Here is a 20153-nt window from a genome sequence, read left to right as displayed (position 1 = left end):
TCCTATAGGAGAACACTGTGATTAAGGATAGCGATGAAACTAACCTTGAAGCTGAGGACCTTGAGACTGAGTAAATTAATGCCAAAGACCTTGAAGCTAAGCACCTTAAATCTTGCCCTGTGTCTTATTGCATGCTCACCGGCTATTTACACCGAAACCGCTAGCGCTGCGACCATTAGCGTCAAAACGGAAACGGGTAATATTCAGGTAAAAACCATAGCCCAAGGGTTAGAGAATGTCTGGAGTATGGCATTCTTACCCAACGGCAGTATGCTCGTGACTGAACGTGCTGGCAGAATGCGCATTGTCAGCACCGCAGGCAAAGTGGGTGAACCCTTAACGGGTTTACCGCCTATGTATGCCAAAGGTCAAGGTGGTTTACTTGATGTCGTGCTTGCGCCAGATTTTACCAGCAGCAAAAAAATCTATTTCAGTTATTCAGAACCCGCTGAAGGTGATGCAAGCGAGCTCAATAGCACAGCGGTCGATTTTGCCACGCTCAATGGTAACAAGCTTGAAAATCTCACCCGCGTTTTTAGTCAACAACCCAAAATCAACAGCGGCCACCATTTTGGATCTCGTTTAGTATGGGCGCCTGATGGCACACTGTTTATCACACTCGGCGATCGCTATAGCGAAAAAGATAGCGCACAAACATTGGACAATCATCTGGGCAAAGTCGTGCGTATTCATGCCGATGGCTCAGTGCCTAAGGATAACCCCTTCGTCAATACGGCTGGCGCCTTACCCGAGATCTGGTCTATTGGTCATCGCAATATGCAGGGCGCGGCGATTAATCCCGTCAGCAAAGTATTGTGGACGGGCGAGCATGGCCCCCAGGGCGGCGATGAACTCAATATCGATCAAGCGGCTAAAAACTATGGCTGGCCAGTGATTACCTATGGTGAGAATTATGGCGGCGGCAAAATTGGCGAAGGCACCCATAAGGCGGGAATGGAGCAACCCGTCTACAAATGGGTGCCCTCGATTGCCACCGCAGGCTTTATGTTTTACACAGGTGACAAATTTCCACAGTGGCAAAACAATCTGTTACTCGCCAGCCTAAAGGAAAAAACACTGGTGCGTTTAGTACTTGATGGCGACAAGATTATTAAAGAAGAGCGGCTACTGAAAACTGAATTAGGGCAAAGATTGCGCTCAGTCGTGCAAGGGCCAGATGGACTGATTTATCTCGTAACCGATGAAGCTAAATCAAAAATTTACCAGTTATCGCCGCAGTAATCTTAATCACTGCACTTTTATCACAGTGCTTTAACTAAACCATGTTAACCACAGCAATAAACTCAATCGATAGAGAATTTAAGCCTTAAAACGACAAAGAGTGTTCATCAGGAACACTCTTTGTCGTTGGCGTGGCACTTATTAATTCATGCCTTTATTCGTTCACCACACACATGCCCTGCTCGGTTTGTACATAGGGAGCTAAAATAGGCATCATGCCCTTCATCACCTGCAATGGCAGCGCCGAAGTAAAACTAAAATCATCGGATTTACTGCCTGGCACGAAGGCGGTCAAAGTACCGAAGTATTTGTCACCTAGATAAAACACGAAGGTCGCGGTGCGGTTCATCGCCGTAGTCGCCACTTTTTTACCTTGCTGCATCTGAGTCACAATACGGTTATCACCGGTGCCGGTTTTCCCGCCTATGGCTAACATGCCACCTTTTTCATCGGTAAAAATGCCTTTTAAACGACGTGCGGTGCCGTTTTGCACTACGTTCGCCAGCGCTGCTTTTAAGGCTTGTGCTACTTCATGGCGCATTACCCGCTCACCTTGGGTATTCTGATTCTGCAATCTCACTTCATAGGGCGTATCTGCGGCGAAATGCAGCTGATTGATACGCACTGTGGGCAAACGATAGCCGTCGTTTTGAATAATGCCCATCAGCTCGGCTAAGGCTGCGGGTCGGTCACCCGAGCTACCCAGTGCTGAGCCTAAGGATGGCACCATAGAATCAAAGGGATAACCTAAACGCGCCCAACGTTGATGTATGTCAAGGAAGGCTTCAACTTCAAGCATCACTTGCACTCGTACGTCACGGGCGTTTTTATGCCGCGTCCTAAACAACCAACGGTAAACCTCTTGACGTTGTGCTTCACTCGCCTGCTTAACATCGTTCAAGTTGGCATCAGGATTATGATTAAGGTAATCCAGCACCCACAATTCCAAAGGATGCACCCGTGCGATATAGCCTTGATCTGGCAAATTATATTTATCCGGACCGTACTTGTTATATAAGCTCTTAATACGACCATCGGTATAGCTTACCTGCGGCAATCTTTGCTTCAAGAAAGCCTTAAATGCCGCCATAGGTTCATCGGGCAGTAAATAGCGATACGCCGCCGTCAACTGCTGCTCCGACTGGGACAAACCGTCAAAAAACATGTCGAAACGCTCATTCGCAGCCACTTTTTTGTACTTGCGATAAAACTTAGTAACGAAGGTATTACCTTCTCTATCAGCAAATACCCGCAGATATTCGTCACGGCGCGGATCTTTATCATTACGCAGCAACTGGGCCATATTGCCCTCGTTTTGCATACTACTGCTGTAATTCACGATATCGCGCATGAGGCGCACAAACGGCAAGTTAACCGAATCCTGCAGGGCTTGGTAAAGTGTTGGCGTTTTTAAATCTTCTGTTTTTTTAAAGTTATTAAACACATGCAACCCACCACCGGTAAAAAATTGTTCACTGGTTGAGGCCGAATATTCTCGCTGTAACGCCGCATCTAACATGCGGTCTAAACGTCTGTCGGGATTCAAAATCAAGTAATCAATCGCCCAACGGGTTAAATGATCCCTAGGTTCGATAATGATAGATTCCAATTCAATCCCATGTTTCTTGGAATACTTGTCGTGGATCTCGGCAATGATTTCTAAGTAGGTCGCCATCACCCGCAATTTAGCGGTTGAGCCCAATTCCAACTTACTGCCCTCGTTAATATCAAAAGGCTGATCGGTGCTATCCGTCTGCACTCTAACTCGGTTGGCGGTCTCAGTGCGCTCATAAAGCGTAAAGCTATACAGTACGTTTTGCAGTTGACTTGGGTCGAGTAACCGTTCGCCAAGCAGACCCACTTTCTCCGCGGTAGGCACTTGCGCCAGACTGCGTAAGTAGTGACTGACTTTCTGCTGTAAGTCACTGTGTAAGCTACTATTGACCGTCAAATCGAGCCTGTCTAAATCATACAGCCCCACATTTAACATGCCTGCGGTGCGAATGCGAACTGTGTTCACGCCCTTATCTGCGCCAGATTGGGTATTACGTTGCGGCTTGGCGACCTTAAACTGCAATTTCTGCGCGAGTGCAGCATCACGTAGGCCACGATCAATCAAATAATACTGGCCGAGTAAACGGATATGGCTATCGACTAAGTTTTCAAGATCTTCATGACCTTGTAATAGATAGTAGGACGGACGACGTTGGGCGATCATCAAGGCAACTACTTGCCGGAATACTTGTCCGCGCTTGGTGGCATTACCTTTGATCTGCGGCGATGCTAACAGCTTGTTTGCAGTATCGAAATCGGTACCAAACCACGCCCACAATCCATCACCAATACCATGAACTTCACCATGATTTGGCGCCGAAGATAATGGCACGGTATTCAGATAATCTTGAACGATGCGCTTACGAGCAGGTTCAGTGTTTTCACCTTGTTGGTACACGCGCACACTGGCCGAGCCAATTTGCAGTAACTTATCCTTAATGCTCAAGGTTAAACCTTGGGAAGAATGGCGGAATTTCTCAATCTGAGTCGCGAGTGTACTGCCACCCGCGGTAGAGACATTCATACCAACCATTTCAGCAATTTGGCTCATGCCTGCCACCACAAAACGTGGCCAGTCGATCACCGGATTGAGTTTCTCTTCCGTCGTCCATAACTCGCGGTTTTCAATAAACAGTAAAGTATTAACGATTTCATTGGGGATCTTATCGTCGTCCTGATAAACCCGTTTAGGATAGGCAAATTCGTATAAATCGGTATTGCGACAATCGAGCAGCGTCAACCCAGATTGAGCCTTTTCATGGTAAGGCGGAAAAAATCCAAGTTGAGCGTATTCCTGCAACGCTGGCGAAAACGCCACTTGTTGCGTTACCTGAAAATTTCGTTGCAGTAACCTATCAATATACTGAGGTAACTTACTGTAGCCATGGCGCTCATCGAAAGGACCATAACTAGGATAAATAACCGCTTGGCTCGGTGAGCTTTCTAATTCATAGGTGAGCGTCTTAGCATATTGATTGATGAATTTTGCTTGATAAAACGAAGTTTTAACCTCAAGTCCAATCAGCAATGCAGCGCAGCAAATCAGAATGAAAAATAAGAACCAGACCCTGCCCTTTGATCTGGCTTTACGCGGCGGCTTAACCTTAGCTTTAGGCTCAGGTTGTGGTGGACGAGGACGATAATTTTCGAACTTCATCTCTGATGTGGAATTAGGCAAAACAGCTCCAAAAAAACACTAAAATATTCATCTTTCATGCAACTCAGCAAATCCGTTGCCACTCAGTAAAGCAAGATATCAAACTCATCTAGCCATTATCCGGCTCTATTAATTAGTCTTAGTACCCATTATGTTCCACACTTTATCAAACCTAACTTCACTGTAAAGAAGGGTGCCTGTGACCCACAACCGCCACTAATCAATACTCATGTTAAGCTGATAGTACATTTTGCCAAATATTAATTTGTTGATATCAAGGTATTTTCAGCGATTAAGGCAATAGACAGTATGACTTAAAAACAAAACGAACTAATTTAAGTCGTATAAAAAGAATGAGTCGCTCAATAATCACACGCGATTAACGAAGCCTCATCCCACATATTCATGCGCATCCCAGATAAATTCACGAAAATGTTTGCGACAGACAGACTCGTAACTTTCATTACCACCAATCGCCACTTGCTCACCCTCGCGCATCACCTTGCCTTCACCATCAAGACGCACCACCATGTTAGCCTTACGTCCACAATGGCAAATAGTCTTCAACTCAACTAATTTATCGGCCCAAGCTAATAAATAATGACTGCCGCTAAAAAGTTCGCCTTGAAAGTCCGTTCTTAGGCCATAGCAGAGTACAGGAATATCAATATTATCGACCACATGCGTCAGCTGCTTAACCTGTTCTTTACTCAAAAACTGACACTCATCCACCAGCACACAACTTAATGGCGTAGCTTGATGCACATCGCTAATCATTTGAGTCAAATCATCTTGGCTACTAAATACCTGTGCTTCGGTTTCAATGCCAATACGTGAGGCCACTTTACCTTTGCCATATCTGTCATCTATGGAGGCTGTCATGACCAAAGTATTCATACCGCGTTCACGGTAGTTATAGGATGACTGTAATAGGGAAGTGGATTTACCCGCGTTCATTGCCGAATAATAAAAATACAATTGAGCCAAGACTTATACCCTTTAAAAACGTTATCGCTTACGCGTCTGCTACCAGAGCCAAATTGAGCGCTAGTCTAACATTGCGCTTCACATCAGAACACTAGCAGCCGCTAAGCTTTTATCATGAAATTCTGCAATGACACCAACTTATCAATCATTTTAATCCCCAATCGCCTCCTGAAATATTTCTAGTCCACTTCATTTAATACTCTTCCCTGCAAAAAACATAAAAAACGCCCCGATGCCGTTCAATTGTTAATGAAAGCTTAACTGAAACTTAAATGTTGTTTCATAAGGAAAAATTAGTAAAAGTTAAATTTAAAAAGTGCGATCTACCTCCAAAGTAATAGGTATAAATGGGCTTGCGCTCAAAAAACAAACACAAATTTAACAGTAATCTTTCATTCGAGACAAAACGTGCTCAATTAAAAAAAGAAAAGTATTCGATAGCTTGCAAATTGAGACCAACGGTCAAAGCACTAATCTACCCTGCAAACTTTAGTGCTCCACTCCGTCCTTTATTCGCATATTGGATCAAATGGAGATTATGATGAGAATTTTCACCTCTAGAAAACTGGCATATTTAGTTGCCTTAGCACTAACTGGCGCCCTTGTTGGCTGTGGCGATGATGGTAAAGATGGTGTAGATGGAGCACCAGGAACGCCCGGTATCCCTGGAACACCCGGTGAACCTGGAACACCCGGAGAGCCTGGAACACCGCCCCCAGTCACCAGTTCTACTATGACTAACGTCAAAGTGATCAACTATAGCTTTGGCGAAGGCAGTATCACTTACGAATTTGAAATTACAGATGAAAACAATAACCTAATCAACGGACTGTTAAATGCTCAAGCCAAAGTGGCTGCACTAACAGATAAAGGCTTCATCACTAACCGCACCGAAGCTGATAAAAATGGTGTTGCAGATAACGTCCATATTGGCGGTGAAGCAACTCAAGCAACCGTCGGCGCTGAATTGACCGCTTTAGCTGATGGTCATTACCAATTTAAAGTACCAATGAAAGGGGTTAATCCAAGCACTGAAGGTATTGTTTGGTTACGTGTCGGTGGTAATAATGGTATTGCGACCTCTAAACCTCTGGTCGTTAACAAACCTGAAGGCACCCATTCAACCACAACTGATAGTTGTTACTCTTGCCATATCGACTACTCAACAAGCCCTCGTCGTCATGCAAGCTATGTCGCTACTGGCATGGACAGCGAAGTCACCTTCGTGGAAGGCTGTTTAGTGTGTCACGGTTCAGTTAGCCGTGCAGTTGTCAATGCTGAAGGTTTCTCTACGGGTGGCTATGCGACAAACACCCTATCTAAAATTGGTCATATCAATCACCAAGATTTTACTAAAGACTTTTCAGTACAAAACTGTACATCTTGTCACGTTGAAGCACCTAAAAACATCAACGTAGCTGGACCAGGTTGTATTGATTGCCATGACAGTGGTGGCGTACCAGGGGCTATTATCCCAAGTAATGGTGCGGATCTGCGCATTATGCACGAAAGCAAAGCGGGTATAACCGAACGCCAAGCGATTCGCGCTAAGTATAAATTGAGTCTATCAACACCTGTTAAAGTAGATGATATTTCTACCAAGACAGACCACTATGCACCAACAGGTGCTGCGGCTGCAGTAACCGCCCCAGGCTGGTGTACAACGCTGACAGTGAAAGACACCGATGGTAACGTCTTTAGCATTAAAGACAACTTTAACTATTCTAGCCCGCTAGTATATGACGCTAAGAAACCCGTAGTTTATGCGGGCGCTTATTTACATTCCTATGAAAATGGCAGCTTAGTGGGTCGTCCAGGTAACCGTACTAACTACTACTATGGTTACAACACTGACGGCACTAAAAATATCTGTCATTTACTGACGGATATCAGCGCAGTGAATGCTAACTATGTTTATTCTGCCCGCGTGACATTCAGTACCGCTGGTTGGATGGAATATGATGGTAAGCAACGCTACCAAAGTAATGGCAACCTAAGAGCGACAGGTTATGATGGTTCTATGGGCATATCCTTTACGGCTTACTCAGATGTCGTTAACCCTGTCACCACTCAAAAGGTCTCTGGCTTCGAACGTCGTGAGATAGCGAGTACTAACAGCTGTACTACTTGTCACAACGATGCCACTGCGTTCCACAAAAATGGTGCCTTCGATGAAGGTGGTAAAGCTTGTATCGCCTGCCATGACAACGGCATGGAACGTACTTCAGCAGCCTTAGGCGCAGGTTTTGGTCCTATGGTGCACAGCTGGCACTGGGGTAATGGCGCTAAAGTCGGTGAAGTTAAAGCTGATGGAACTCAAGCGCAAACCGCTAACGGTGCAGGCGCGATTGAAGCCTCTACTAGCTGCGTTGCCTGTCATGAAAAAGCGATTGATTTAAGCAAAGTGCCAAATCAATACATCGCTGAGCCAGGTAGCAAAATGACAAGCCCAGTCACCGCAAACTGTTATGCCTGCCACACTAGCGATTCAGCTAAGGCGCATATGGCAAGCAACGGTGGTGAAATCAGCATACCAAAGGTTGCTGACTGGTTTAAACAACCGACCTCTGAATCCTGTGCAGTATGTCATGACACAGGTAGAAGTTCTGGTATTGATAAATACCACAAGTTTACTCGCTAATTAATCATCTCATCATCGCGTGATTAAGAAGTAAGTAAAAAGCGGTACCTATTTTCCCTGCAAGGAAATAGCCAAAGGAGTCTCGCTAATGCGAGACTCCTTTTTTACTTAGACATTCCCGATAACAAGCCATTTTCAGTCCTATTTAAGTTACTAACGTTACAGTCCTAAAAAAACAACAATTCAAAGGAAGTCACTCAATTATGCGTAAAAGTTTTATTGCCATCGCCATCGGCGCCACTCTCACCGCCGGATTCATGGCAGGTTGCAGCAGCACAGAAACTAAAGCACCTAACGTTATCTCGGTACCAACCCAAAACTCGCTGTTCCAAGCCAGTAACCTGCAATATCAAGCCCCTGATTTTAGCCTCATTAAGAATGAGCACTTCGCGCCAGCCCTAGAGCAAGGCATGGCTGAGCAGTATCAAGAAATTCTCGCAATAGCCAATAATCCGGCAGCAGCAACCTTCGATAATACGATTGTGGCTATGGAGAAAAGCGGCGCTCTACTCAACCGTGCATCAAGCGTGTTTTATAATTTAGCAGGGTCGAATAGCAATCCAGAACTGCGTAAAATCCAAGGCGAAATGGCGCCAAAAATGGCGGCCCACTCAGATAATATCAACTTAAACCCAGCGCTATTTGCCCGTATCGAAGCTATCTATAACGACCGCACTAACTTAGGGTTAACCCCAGAAGCCGTACGTTTGGTTGAGGTATATCACCAACGCTTTATCATGGCTGGTGCTAAACTTACCGATGAACAAAAAGTTAAAATCCGCGCGTTAAATGAAGAACAATCAACACTAACGAATGAGTTCTCTCAGCGTTTATTACGCTTAACCAAAGAAATCGCCGTTGTGGTGGATTCAAAAAGTGAACTTGCTGGATTAACCGACGGTGAAATAGCTTCAGCCGCGAACGATGCCAAAGCGGCCGGTCACGATGGCAAGTATCTGATTAACATCACCAACACCACTCGCCAACCTGTGTTGGCATCACTGGAAAACCGTGAGCTACGCCAGCGTATTTGGGAAGCCTCAGCGAACCGTGGCTTAACTGGTGAAAACGAAACTGCGTCACTCGTATCTCGTTTAGCGAAACTCAGAGCCGAGCGCGCAACATTATTAGGCTATGAAAACTGGGCAAGTTATCGATTAGCACCGCAAATGGCCAAAACACCCGAAGCGGTTTACAGCATGTTTGGCTCAATGGTGCCTGCGGTAGTTGCTAACACAGAGAAAGAAGCGGCCGACATTCAAGCGATGATCACTAAAACCGGTGGGAAATTTGGACTGGCACCGTGGGACTGGGAGTTTTACGCAGAAAAAGTTCGCCAAGAAAAATACGCCCTCGATGCCAATAGCATTCGCCCATACTTCGAGTTTAACCGTGTGCTCGAAGACGGCGTATTCTACACACTCAAAGAACTCTATGGCGTCACCTTAAAACCACGCCCAGATTTACCGGTTTACCATCCCGATGTGAAAGCCTACGAAATGTTTGATGCCGATGGCTCAAGCATGGCCATTTTCTACGCCGACTATTTTGCCCGTGAAGGTAAACGTGGTGGCGCTTGGATGAGTTCGTTCGTCGGTCAATCCTTCCTAGAAGGCACTAAACCTGTGGTCGTCAACGTGATGAACATAAAGAAAGCGCCCGAAGGTGAACCCACATTCGTCAGCTATAACGAAGTCACCACTATGTTCCATGAAATGGGTCACGGCACCCACGGCATGTTCTCTAAAGTGACTTATCCAAGTCTGGCGGGCACCTCGGTTTCACGCGACTTTGTTGAATTTCCATCGACGTTTGAAGAAGATTGGGCCGCCCATCCAAAAGTGTTAGCGAACTACGCGAAACACTATGAAACAGGCAAACCCATTCCCGATGAACTGCTGCAAAAACTGCTGAAATCTGGCAGCTTCAACCAAGGCTTTGACACACTGGAATACATGGCCGCCGCATTAGTAGACATGGAATGGCATTCATTAAGCCCAGATACGCCGCTGCAAGATGTACCAACCTTTGAAGCCAATGCCTTGAAAAAGCACGGTTTAAACATTAGTGCCGTACCTCCGCGTTATAAGTCGACCTATTTTGCCCATGCCTTCCCCGGCGGTTACTCGGCAAGTTATTACGCTTATATGTGGAGTGAGATTTTAGCGGCGGATGCGTTTGCCTATGTACAAACCCAAGGCGGGCTCAATCGTGAAATCGGCATGAAGTACCGCAAAACGATCCGTGAAGTGGGTAATAGCATAGCGCCAATGGACGCCTACAAAAACTTCCGCGGACAAGAACCCACCACAGAAGGCTTACTTAAACGCCGCGGTCTAGATCAAGCACGCTAAGCTAAGAGTTGATAGCCTTAATGCGATAGGCTATAGATAAAGACAAACTCAGCCTTAACCAAAAAATCAGCCAGCATAATGCTGGCTGATTTATTTTGACTTATTTGTCGTGAACGTTTGCAGTGAAAGGTTTCAATTAACGTCTAGCTAATTGCGCCTTTAGATTTGATTTTAAGTACGATAATACTAATCACAAATGCCACACTACAAGCCACTAAACCCGCGACAACAGACTCGGTAAATCCAAGTGCCACATAACCCACTAAGCTAATAAACGCCGCAATGAGTGCATAAGGTAGCTGAGTCACCACATGGTCAATGTGGTGGCAACTGGCGCCCGTAGACGACAAGATAGTCGTGTCGGAAATTGGTGAACAGTGATCGCCAAATACAGCCCCCGCCAGCACAGAGGCAAGCATAGGCAACATCATGCCTGTGTGACTTCCCATAGCCATATCAGCAGCAATCGGCAACATGATCCCGAACGTACCCCAGCTAGTACCAGTTGAGAACGCAGTAATACCTGCTAGCACAAACATTAAGGCGGGTAAAAACGCGAACGGAATATTTCCTGTTGCTAAACTCGCCATAAACTTACCGGTTTCGAGTTGACCAATCACCCCTGCGATTGTCCAAGCAAATAACAGGATGTAAATCGCCGGCAGCATAGAGCGAGCGCCCTGCACTATACCTTTGACTATCATCAATTTCTCAACGCCTTGCACTAAATTCAATATCAGCGAAACCGCTAGACCAATTAATGCACCAAAGAAAAGTGATGAACTGACATCGGTTTTCTCAAAAGCAGAAATAATATTAAATTCAATCCCTTCCGCCGCGAGTACTTGAGCGCCACTGTTAATCATAAAATAGAGGGTTGCAAATACCAACACGGTAATCGGCAGAAATAGACCTAAAATCTTACCGGTTTCGGCTTCAGGTAAATCCGCGTTCGCCCCAGGCGGTAATCCTTTAGACTCATCGTATAAATTACCACGTTGGGCATTGAGCTCATGCTCACGCATTGGCCCAACATCTAATCCCATAAAGACAACAAAAAGTAATAATAACAAGGAGAAGATTGCGTAAAAGTTCATTGGGATCATTTGAATAAAAATACTCAAATGACCCGTATCAGCAAAACCATGGGCAGTTAATATCCCGCCAATGAGTGCGATAATATAAGCGCCCCAGCTCGAAACTGGAGAAATAACGCACACAGGCGCGGCAGTAGAATCTAATAAATAAGCTAACTTCGCGCGGGAAACATAATAACGATCAGTAACAGGTCGAGCGACCGAACCAACAACTAAACTATTGAAATAATCATCAATAAAAACTACGCAACCTAAAAACATGGTCAATAGTTTAGCGTCACGTTTATTACGTATATGTAAACGAGCCCAATCGGCAAAAGCCCGCGCGCTGCCACTTACGGTAATTAACGCTGTAATCATTCCCAGTACAATTAAGAAACCGAGAATATATAAGTTCCACGAATTTAGACCTTTATCAGTCCAAAAAAGCCCTTTAACGCCATTAAATACAAACTCACCCGTTGCTAAAGGTGAAAATTGATTGAGCAATAAAGCACCAATTAAAATACCTAACCCCAAAGAAAGCAGTACACGGCGAGTCAAGATCGCCAACACGATAGCCACCGCAGGCGGCAACAAGGAAAGTGCCGAATCGGCATAATTCATAACAGTCATTGATTATTATCTTCGTTAAATACGAATGGAGGGCGACTGAACTGGTGGGAAAAGGCAATAGATACCCAAAGTCACCTGTCCTATCAGTAGCGCTCCATAGTAACTATTCCCAATATCCATATCGGAAAATACTATGGCAGTGCTGCACCTATTAGGTACAACCCCAGCAGTTGATCGTGATAAATCGAACCACTTCGGCACCAAATCCTTTCGCAATCGATCAACGGAATCACCCTACTGATCACTACTAATATTTGGCGCGCCTCTACTTCTAAGAACGCCCTTACACGGGCGTGAGGCACATAAAAACATAAGCGGCTTAGCAGATGCTACCGCAAAGTCACTTAATGTGACCCAGATCACAGATAAAATCAACTGAGACTTGTAATCAGCTCAGGAACCGCCTCAAACAGATCAGCAACGAGTCCATAATCGGCAACTTGAAAAATCGGCGCTTCAGGATCTTTGTTGATTGCAACGATGACTTTAGCGTCTTTCATGCCGGCTAAATGTTGAATCGCGCCAGAAATACCGACGGCAATATACAAGTTTGGCGCAACGATTTTACCGGTTTGACCCACTTGTAAATCGTTAGGCACAAAACCTGCATCAACTGCGGCGCGTGATGCGCCAACTGCTGCACCGAGCTTGTCAGCAAGTTGCTCTAACATGCCGAAGTTTTCACCACTGCCCATGCCTCGGCCGCCAGATACAATAATGCCAGCATTGCCTAACTCTGGACGGGCAGAAACTGTCAGCGATTGAGAAACAAACTGAGTTCTCGCTTCAAACACTTTATCGAGTGTCGTCACAGCCGCACTGTTACCTTCTGGCGCAGCGTCAAACGCACTGGCGCGCACTGTCATCACTTTAATGGCATCATGGCTTTGCACTGTCGCTAAAGCATTACCCGCATACACAGGACGCACAAAGGTATCGGCATTGACGACGGTAATAACTTCTGAGATTTGCGCGACATCTAATAATGCCGCCACGCGCGGAAGCGTGTCCTTACCTAAACTTGAAGCCGAGGCCAGAATGTGACCATAGTTTGGCGCTAAGTCCACCAGCAATTTGGCAAAATTTTCCGCTAAATGCGCTTCATACACGCTGGCATCAGCAACGAGTACTTGGCTAACACCTTGTAGTGCCTGCGCCGCTTGGACAACCGCGCCACATTGGTGCCCCGCAACCAAGACATGTACTTCATCGCCTATGGCACAGGCGGCGGTAACAATTTTTGCCGTATCGAGTTTCAGTGCAGCATTATCATGTTCAGCTAATACTAAAATGGCCATTTAGATCACCTTCGCTTCATTTTTTAACTTTTCAACTAGCTCAGCTACCGACGCTACCATGATGCCCGCTTTACGTTCAGCTGGCGGAGTGACCTTCACAATCGTTTGGTGACTCTTTAACGTCACGCCTAAGTCTGCCACAGTAAATACTTCTAATGGCTTACGCTTGGCTTTCATTATGTTAGGTAGTGAAGCGTAACGGGGTTCGTTCAAACGTAGATCAGCGGTCACGACAGCAGGTAAAGGCAGCTTGAGAGTTTGCATGCCGCCGTCAATTTCACGGGTGACTTGTAATGTATTCGCTTCTAATTTGATTTCTGAAGCAAAGGTCGCCTGTGGCATATCCATTAACGCGGCAAACATTTGGCCAGTTTGGTTATTATCACCATCGATGGATTGCTTACCAAAAATCACCAGCTCTGCTTGTTCTTTGTCTTGTACCGCTTTGAGCAATTTGGCGATAGACACTGGCACGAGCTCTTCTTCAGTATCGATATGAATTGCACGATCTGCGCCTAATGCAAGCGCGGTACGCAGTTGTTCTTGCACGGCTTTATTACCAATACTGACAACAACCACTTCAGTAGCGCTACCCGCTTCTTTTAAACGAACCGCTTCTTCTACTGCGATTTCACAAAAAGGGTTCAACGCCATTTTTAGGTTTGCAGTGTCAACACTTGTATTGTCAGCTTTGACCCTGACCTTCACATTGGCATCAACAACGCGCTTAACGGGCACCAATACTTTCATAGGGTTTCCTTCCTACACTTTCATGTACATGGACAAAACATTGGTTAATACCAATGCAGGATAGAGCAACTTTACGTCCTGTTAACGTTAACGTCAACCAAAGTCAAACGCCTGTTTGTATTTTTTAATCCGCTGCAACGGCCACTTTTTTGGACACTTATTTGAGGGAATAAGAAAAGTTCAAAAAATAAATAATATTTAATTTCCTTAAAACGCATAATTTTATTTGATTCGAGCTATATTAGTTTCTATCATTTAGGTGTTGTTCACCATTATCCTGTATTAAAAATAGAGTGGGACGAAAATAGATATGAGCGAATTTTTAGAGATATTAACTCACGGCCGTCGTTTTAAAGCTGCAGTAAAAGAACTTAGCGTTGAAGAGTTACGTGATTTAGCCGACAAATTAGATAAAATTTTAGTAGAACGCGAGTCTATGGCTGAGGAAGAAGAACAAGCCATGGCAGCTCGTAATGCTAAGATTGAAGAAATCCGTCAACAAATGGAAGCCGTTGGTTTATCAATTGATGACTTAGGTGGCGTAGCTGTTAAAGCTGCTGCGAAGAAACGCGCTCCTCGTCCAGCCAAATACCAAATTGAAGTTGACGGTGAAATGGTTCAATGGACTGGCCAAGGCCGTATGCCTACCGTATTTAAGAACGAGATCAACAAAGGTCGTTCTATGGAAGATTTCTTAATCTAATCCAACCAAGTGTGATGGCGCTAATTGCCAACACCAGTTTGCATAAAAGCTCGCATTAGTTGCGAGCTTTTTTATATCCATCAATCATTTCAAACTTAAACGACAGCCGTTAATTCCGCACCTCACTCCCACTCAAATTACGTTACAATTCAGCCTTAGTATTTACATCTGCTTTCAGTTACTCTTTGTTCACCCTCACTCGATTGAATAAAATAATGCAGATAAACAATAAGATAATGATAAGCTGCAGCATAATCGCTAGCTTAGTATCACAAACAACATTTGCCCAACTCAATACTGGAACAACATCCAGTAAACTCACTGCATTTACCCATGCTGAATTAATTATTGCCCCAGGAAAGCGTTTAAGCGATGCCACTTTATTAATTGAAAATAATCGAATTAAAGCCATTATTGAGCACAACGACATTCCCGCAGGCGCATTTAGAATCGATTTGAGTGGTTATACAATTTATCCCGGATTTATCGATCCTTTTACCGATTATGGGATTGAGTTCGAATATCCCAAACTTAAGCTCACTCGCCCCGTCTATGATATAAAACGTATCGGTGGTAATGCGGAAAATGGTGCAATTCATTCTGAAAAAGAATGGTTTAATTACGTTTACCCCAATAAAGAACGCGCAAAAGAGTGGATTAATAATGGTTTCACCAGTGTGCAAAGTAGCAAACTCGACGGTATCTTCCGTGGGACGGGTGTCAGCCTTTCATTAGCGGACAAAACGGCTAATGAAGTGATTTATCGCGCCCGCAGTCAACCTTTTATGGCATTTGATAAAGGTTCGTCTGAACAAGATTATCCCTCATCATTAATGGGCAGCATTTCACTTATTAGGCAAACCTTTGCCGATGCAAATTGGTATAACCAAAATAAAAACAAACCTGCCAATGGCGCAATAAACAATCAAGTCGAATTTAATATCGCCTTTGAGCGTTTAGATAATTTAGCCGATAAGCAAATTATCTTTGAAACCAAAAATCTCAATGACCAATTACGTGCAGCCCATTTACTCAAAGAACATAAACTGCCAGCCAACCTACTTGGTAATGGTCAAGAATACTCACGCATCAATGAGTTAAAGGCGCTGAACTATCCGTTGATCTTGCCTTTAAACTATCCGCAGGCGCCCGATGTCGGCACAGATGACGCTGATCGTGAAGTATCACTGGCGGATTTAAGACAGTGGGAACGTGCACCAACCAACCCTGCGGCGGTAGCTAACGCAGGAATCCCCTTTGCGTTAACGCAGTTTGGGATTAAGACCGATGCCTTCTGGCCGCGCCTACGCCAAGCCATTGCCCAAGGTTTAAGTGAAGAAAACGCTCTCGCGGCACTCACCACCCAAGCCGCAGAGATGACAGGCACCGCCGACTTTACCGGTAAACTCGCGCCCGGTTATATGGCTGACTTTGTTATCACTAAAGGCAATATCTTTAAAGATGGCCAGATCTACAGTGTTTGGTTGCAAGGTCAGGAGCAAAGTCTGCGCTCACTTCCCCAAGCACGATTACTGGGAGATTACCAATTAAGCCTCAATAACCTCACGCTAGATTTATCGCTACATGATGAAAGTAAAAGTGATAAACCCAACATCCAAGGCAATTTAAGCAGTGGCGAACAAAGTATCTCACTCACTCAACTTAAGTTAGATGATAACGGAAGATTGAGCTTTACTGCCAATTTGAGCGCCGCAGGCATTAACGGCCTTAGCCGCTTTACGCTGTGGATAGCCGATGACGGCATTCAAGGTCGCATGGTCGATGCAAAAAGTCGCACTACAAATGTTGCCGGTGTCGCTTTAACTCAAACTGCAAAGCTCAAAAAAGCAGACCAAGCAAGCAATCATGCTCCCAAGAATGAAGCAAACACGAGCCTAGTGAGTCACCTCACCTTCCCTAACGTAGCTTACGGACTGAGAGAAGCCCCTAAGGTGGAGAAGCTGCACATCAAGAATGCCACCCTGTGGACATCGGATAAACAAGGTATTCTCGAACATGCTGATCTCTTGATGGCCAATGGCCGCATCGAAAAAATTGGCCAACAATTAAGTACGCCATCAGGTTATCAAGTCCTCGATGCAACAGGTAAACACCTCACCGCTGGCATAGTCGATGAACATTCGCATATCGCCATTAATGGCGGTACTAACGAAGGAACAGACGCAGTTACCTCTGAAGTACGCATTGGCGATATTATTAATCCCGACGATATTTCAATCTATCGCGCCTTAGCGGGCGGCGTCACCAGCGTGCAATTACTCCACGGTAGCGCCAACCCTATCGGTGGCCAATCACAACTGATCAAAATGAAATGGGGCGAGTCGGCCGAACAACTCAAATTTGTTAACGCGCCCGCCAGTATCAAATTTGCTTTAGGTGAAAACGTCAAACAGAGTAACTGGGGCGAGAAATTTGTTCAGCGCTTCCCCCAGACTCGCATGGGAGTAAAAGCCTTATTTGAAGAAACCTTCGACGCTGCTATCGCCTATGAAAAGGCGTTAAAAACCTATGATAATCTGCGCTCCAGCGATAAAAAGAAAACCATCGCCCCGCGTCCAAGTTATCGTCTGCAGGCGGTCGCCGAAGTATTAAACCAGCAACGCGACGTACATATTCATTCCTATGTACAGTCAGAAATCCTGATGTTTATCCGCTTGGCCGAGGCCTATCACTTTAAAGTACAAACCTTTACCCATGTGCTCGAAGGTTACAAAGTGGCGAGTGAACTGGCTGCCCATGGTGCTGGCGCATCGACCTTTGCCGATTGGTGGGCCTATAAGTTTGAGGTGTACGACGCGATTCCACAAAATGCGTGTTTGATGCAAAACAAGGGGGTGACCACCAGCATTAACTCAGACGATTATGAAATGCAGCGCAGACTCAACCAAGAAGCGGCTAAGTCTATGATGTATTGCAATATGTCGAAGGAAGACGCTTGGAACATGGTTACTATCAATCCAGCCAAACAATTAAGAGTCGATGAGTTTGTGGGTTCACTCACCCCAGGCAAAATGGCCGATATCGTACTCTGGAACGCAGAGCCTCTGTCTATTTACGCCAAAGTGACGCAGGCATGGGTTGAAGGAAAACGCTATTTTGACCGCGACCAAGACCAAGTTGCCCAGCTCGCTGTAGTCAACGAGCGCGCCGCACTGATCCAAAAAATTCTCAGCAGTGATGACCAAACTAAAGCGGGTGAAAAAATCACGCCACTCAACGAGCCACAGTGGCACTGCGACACCCACTTTCAGGCATGGGGCCACGCTCATGAGGGAGCCAAATAATGCAACATTTATCTAAAACCGTTTTGTTTGTGGCGCTACTCGGCGCAATTTGCACCACGCAGGCCCCAGTTATGGCCAATGATATCGTACCTACGCCTAAACAAAGCCGCAGCGTACTGATTAAAAACGCCACTGTGCACACAGTCACTCAAGGCGTGCTCAGCAACACAGACGTCTTAATTGAAAATGGCAAGATCACGGCCGTTGGGCCTCAACTGACCAGCCAAATCAACAATGCAACCGCAGAAACCAGTGACACTCAAATCATCGATGCCAGCGGTAAATACTTGTATCCGGGCTTAATCGCCCTAGACACCAGCTTAGGCTTAGTCGAAATTGAAATGAGCCGCCCAACGGTTGATAACGCCGAGGTAGGTTATATCAATCCGCAGATCAGCACGGCCACAGCTTACAATGCGGATTCGGAGCTCATCCCGACCATACGTTACAACGGCATTACCCACGCACAAATCGTTCCGAGCGGTGATGGGTTAGCAGGACAATCGGTACTGGTGGATCTCGATGCATGGACGATTGAAGATGCGATGACACCAAGTGCTGGACAGTTCCATGTCTATTGGCCGCAAATCAAACGCATGCCAGAAGATGAAAAAGAGAAAGCCAAGGCCATCGAGAAAAATCAGCAGGCGATCGACAAGCTCAATATCGCCTTTGAAGATGGCTATCGCTATTTCTTAAGTGATAAGGCCAACGGCAAAGACAAAAACCAGAATGAAGATCCCCAGTCCGCGACCAACAACCTGCGCTGGCAGGCTATGCTGCCGCTATACCAAGGCAAAGCGACACTGTTTGCCCATGCCGACAGTGTTGGCCAAATTGAGCAAGTGATCGCTTTGACGAAAAAATACCAATTCAAATTGGTGATTGTCGGCGGATACGATGCATGGCGTTTGGACTCAAGCCTAAGGGAAGTTAAGGCTGGAGTCATTTACCCTCATACCTTGAGTCTGCCTAAACGTAAAGATGAGCCAGTCGATTTACCCTTTAAGATCCCATCTTTACTCGCCAATGCAGGTATTCCCTTCGCCCTTGGGTTCTCATCGGACTGGAATAGCCGTAACCTCCCCTACGCCGCAGGTTACAGCGCCGCCTATGGTTTAACGCCTGAACAAGCACTTAAGTCCATCACCTTAGATGCCGCAAAACTGTTAGGTGTGGAGGATTTAGGTGCGATAGCGGTGGGATACCAAGGCAGTGTCGTGCTGTCAGAGGGGGACATTCTCGACCCTATGACCAATAAAATTGAGGCAATCTGGATTGAAGGACGGCGGATAGATCTGAATAATCGCCATCAGCAGCTTTATCAAAAGTACCTTAAGCGGTAGAATTTACTCAGATAATAATATCGCATCGGCGCAGCCTACCAAGGCTGCGCAGTTTTCTCCTCAACCTCAGGTCAAACCATGAAAATTATCCTCTCAAGTGCATTAGTGCTCCTGCTCAGTGCCTGTGCAAGCGACTACAGTTTTAACAGTAATTTGGACAGTGAGGCGATTAATGACTATTTCAAGGCATCCGATGTCATCCTTTATGAAGGTGATACCTTGCCGAAAGGTCATTATGAATTAAAAGGATTGGTCGAAGGTGAGTCCTGTCAGGCCGATACCAACGGTGCGCCCGCATCACTTGCCGATGCCAGAACCGAAGCCCGTCGCAATGCCGCAGATAAAGGAGCTAACGGCATTATCATCAAGCAATGTGTCATATTTGAAGAAGCTGCCCAAGGTTGTATCAGCCGCGCATTATGCGTTGGTCAAGCAGTAAAAACGGCTACAACAGAGTAAGCCTCACGCATATTAAGCATACTGCTCGCGGCGTGATCCTATAGTTTTCTAAGATTGCCCCTATCAACCGCTTAATGGCTAACGCTTCATGACCAATGCTGCATTATTAGCACACAAAGATGGGCCTTAATAATGAGCTTAGGCG

General features: G+C 45.6%; 12 protein-coding genes and 1 riboswitch. Of the genes, 7 read left to right on the top strand and 5 right to left on the bottom strand.

Annotation, left to right across the window (positions count from 1 at the left end; all coding sequences use genetic code 11):
* Positions 1-78: 78 nt before the first annotated feature.
* The gene (locus CKQ84_RS16100; RefSeq protein WP_254053108.1) at positions 79-1242 is read left to right on the top strand and encodes a PQQ-dependent sugar dehydrogenase; all 1164 of its coding nucleotides are present in this window, start codon (positions 79-81) and stop codon (positions 1240-1242) included.
* Positions 1243-1396: 154 nt separating this feature from the next.
* On the opposite strand, the gene CKQ84_RS16095 is transcribed toward CKQ84_RS16100, so the two are convergent.
* Both CKQ84_RS16095 and CKQ84_RS16090 read right to left on the bottom strand, forming a co-directional pair.
* Positions 1397-4474 carry a transglycosylase domain-containing protein gene (locus tag CKQ84_RS16095; protein ID WP_105252041.1) on the bottom strand — a complete coding sequence of 1026 codons (3078 nt, stop codon included), beginning with the start codon at positions 4472-4474 and terminating at the stop codon, positions 1397-1399.
* A gap of 369 nt (positions 4475-4843) precedes the next feature.
* Positions 4844-5440 carry a thymidine kinase gene (locus tag CKQ84_RS16090; protein WP_028761119.1) on the bottom strand — a complete coding sequence of 199 codons (597 nt, stop codon included), beginning with the start codon at positions 5438-5440 and terminating at the stop codon, positions 4844-4846.
* A 541-nt stretch (positions 5441-5981) separates the two neighbouring features.
* On the opposite strand from CKQ84_RS16090, the gene CKQ84_RS16085 reads away from it, so the two are divergent.
* Together CKQ84_RS16085 and CKQ84_RS16080 are read left to right on the top strand one after the other, a co-directional pair.
* Positions 5982-8081 (top strand): cytochrome c3 family protein, encoded by a 2100-nt coding sequence (locus tag CKQ84_RS16085; protein ID WP_105252040.1) that lies wholly within the window; start codon positions 5982-5984, stop codon positions 8079-8081.
* Between the two features lie 203 nt (positions 8082-8284).
* Positions 8285-10435, top strand: coding sequence for a M3 family metallopeptidase (locus CKQ84_RS16080; RefSeq protein WP_105252039.1), 2151 nt, complete (start codon positions 8285-8287; stop codon positions 10433-10435).
* A gap of 143 nt (positions 10436-10578) precedes the next feature.
* Here the strand turns inward: CKQ84_RS16080 and CKQ84_RS16075 are convergent, their stop codons facing one another.
* The 3 genes from CKQ84_RS16075 to CKQ84_RS16065 form a co-directional block, all read right to left on the bottom strand.
* Positions 10579-12147 carry a Na+/H+ antiporter NhaC family protein gene (locus tag CKQ84_RS16075; protein WP_028761122.1) on the bottom strand — a complete coding sequence of 523 codons (1569 nt, stop codon included), beginning with the start codon at positions 12145-12147 and terminating at the stop codon, positions 10579-10581.
* Positions 12148-12226: 79 nt separating this feature from the next.
* Positions 12227-12423, bottom strand: a riboswitch (Lysine riboswitch).
* 95 nt (positions 12424-12518) lie between these two features.
* Entirely contained in the window at positions 12519-13445 is a 927-nt protein-coding gene (locus CKQ84_RS16070; protein WP_105252038.1) for an electron transfer flavoprotein subunit alpha/FixB family protein, read from the bottom strand.
* Positions 13446-14195: an electron transfer flavoprotein subunit beta/FixA family protein gene (locus CKQ84_RS16065; protein WP_028761124.1), complete on the bottom strand. Its 750-nt coding sequence runs from the start codon at positions 14193-14195 to the stop codon at positions 13446-13448. It lies immediately after the preceding gene.
* Positions 14196-14505: 310 nt separating this feature from the next.
* Here CKQ84_RS16065 and CKQ84_RS16060 point away from each other — a divergent pair, with 310 nt between their 5' ends.
* The 4 genes from CKQ84_RS16060 to rcsF all read left to right on the top strand — a co-directional run bounded on the left by CKQ84_RS16060 (position 14506) and on the right by rcsF (position 20008).
* A complete protein-coding gene (locus CKQ84_RS16060; protein ID WP_028761125.1) occupies positions 14506-14898 on the top strand; it encodes an H-NS family nucleoid-associated regulatory protein in 393 nt (130 codons plus the stop codon).
* 215 nt (positions 14899-15113) lie between these two features.
* Complete coding sequence (locus CKQ84_RS16055; protein ID WP_105252037.1) at positions 15114-18203, top strand: amidohydrolase family protein; 3090 nt, start codon at positions 15114-15116, stop codon at positions 18201-18203.
* Entirely contained in the window at positions 18203-19549 is a 1347-nt protein-coding gene (locus CKQ84_RS16050; protein ID WP_105252036.1) for an amidohydrolase family protein, read from the top strand. Before CKQ84_RS16055 ends, CKQ84_RS16050 begins: the two co-directional genes overlap by 1 nt.
* Positions 19550-19627: 78 nt before the next feature.
* Positions 19628-20008: an Rcs stress response system protein RcsF gene (gene rcsF, locus CKQ84_RS16045; protein ID WP_105252035.1), complete on the top strand. Its 381-nt coding sequence runs from the start codon at positions 19628-19630 to the stop codon at positions 20006-20008.
* The last annotated feature ends 145 nt before the right edge of the window (positions 20009-20153 follow it).

This window comes from Shewanella sp. WE21, assembly GCF_002966515.1.
Taxonomy (GTDB): domain Bacteria; phylum Pseudomonadota; class Gammaproteobacteria; order Enterobacterales; family Shewanellaceae; genus Shewanella; species Shewanella oncorhynchi.
The sequence above is the reverse complement of the archived record's forward strand: the minus strand, read 5'-3'. Positions and strand labels throughout refer to the sequence as shown.

Bases quoted from the DNA above. Each gene is read 5' to 3' on its own strand.
- CKQ84_RS16100 (WP_254053108.1), top strand. From the start codon at position 79: ATGCCAAAGACCTTGAAGCTAAGCACCTTAAATCTTGCCCTGTGTCTT.
- CKQ84_RS16085 (WP_105252040.1), top strand. From the start codon at position 5,982: ATGAGAATTTTCACCTCTAGAAAACTGGCATATTTAGTTGCCTTAGCA.
- CKQ84_RS16080 (WP_105252039.1), top strand. From the start codon at position 8,285: ATGCGTAAAAGTTTTATTGCCATCGCCATCGGCGCCACTCTCACCGCC.
- CKQ84_RS16075 (WP_028761122.1), bottom strand. From the start codon at position 12,147: ATGACTGTTATGAATTATGCCGATTCGGCACTTTCCTTGTTGCCGCCT.
- CKQ84_RS16070 (WP_105252038.1), bottom strand. From the start codon at position 13,445: ATGGCCATTTTAGTATTAGCTGAACATGATAATGCTGCACTGAAACTC.
- CKQ84_RS16065 (WP_028761124.1), bottom strand. From the start codon at position 14,195: ATGAAAGTATTGGTGCCCGTTAAGCGCGTTGTTGATGCCAATGTGAAG.
- CKQ84_RS16060 (WP_028761125.1), top strand. From the start codon at position 14,506: ATGAGCGAATTTTTAGAGATATTAACTCACGGCCGTCGTTTTAAAGCT.
- CKQ84_RS16055 (WP_105252037.1), top strand. From the start codon at position 15,114: ATGCAGATAAACAATAAGATAATGATAAGCTGCAGCATAATCGCTAGC.
- CKQ84_RS16050 (WP_105252036.1), top strand. From the start codon at position 18,203: ATGCAACATTTATCTAAAACCGTTTTGTTTGTGGCGCTACTCGGCGCA.
- rcsF (WP_105252035.1), top strand. From the start codon at position 19,628: ATGAAAATTATCCTCTCAAGTGCATTAGTGCTCCTGCTCAGTGCCTGT.